Annotated in this window: 1 protein-coding gene; it reads right to left on the reverse strand. The window is 42.5% G+C overall.

Annotated elements, in window-relative coordinates:
• Positions 1–57: 57 nt before the first annotated feature.
• Positions 58–486: a 3-hydroxyacyl-ACP dehydratase FabZ gene (gene fabZ / locus B2X33_RS03610; RefSeq protein WP_078930743.1), complete on the reverse strand. Its 429-nt coding sequence runs from the start codon at positions 484–486 to the stop codon at positions 58–60.
• Positions 487–811 lie beyond the last annotated feature (325 nt).

Below are 811 nucleotides of genomic sequence, written 5' to 3' on the forward strand. Positions count from 1 at the left end.
GCTAACGCACAATCGTGCCCACTCGCCTCTTTTAAAGGCTATTTTGCATTCTTTTTGCTAGTTGCCTTTTCCTACGAGACACATCCACTCGGCTTGGGCGCAGAGGGTTTCGCCTACGTAGGCCTTTCCTTCCTGTACAACCATGTTTTTAGTGCAGCGTTTGTTTACTACTTCCATTCTTACGGTGTCGCCTGGACGTACTTGATGCTTAAATTTTACGTTGTTTACTGTCGCAAGGAAGAACAGGCTTCCTTCGTCAAATTTTTTCTGAAGACTCAATGCGGCTCCACCGCCCTGTGCCATTGTTTCTACAAGAATTACCCCAGGAACTACAGGATATTCAGGAAAGTGTCCTTTAAAGAAAAAATCCTCTTCTGTAAATTTGCGTGTACATACACAGCCGTTTTCGTCATAACTTTCGATTGTATCTACAAACAAAAAAGGTTTTCTGTGCGGTAAAAGTGATTCAATATCTGTAAATGCCATTTTTTTTCTCCTATAAAAAGTCAAGATTAAAACTTCAGTTTTAGGATTGACTTTTTATTGCAATTTCGTAGCAAAGTGAAAAATTGCAGTTAATTAGTAAGTTTGCAACGCAAACTTAGAAAGATAAAAAACAGACGCCGTTTTCGGCTGTTTTTATCTTAACTCCTATAAAAAAAGAGCCTGCATTTTTAGCAGGCATTTTGCTCGCGTGAGCGATTGTAGCGGCGGCTCTGCCGTTGGTAAGCAGCTCGCTGCGTCCAATGGAGCGTCAGCGGAACCGCGAAAAGCGCGACGGCGCAAGCCGGCACGCCCTCTTTTGTAAAAA

The sequence above is a fragment of the Treponema sp. UBA785 genome (genome assembly GCF_002297065.1).
Taxonomy (GTDB): Bacteria; Spirochaetota; Spirochaetia; order Treponematales; family Treponemataceae; genus Treponema_D.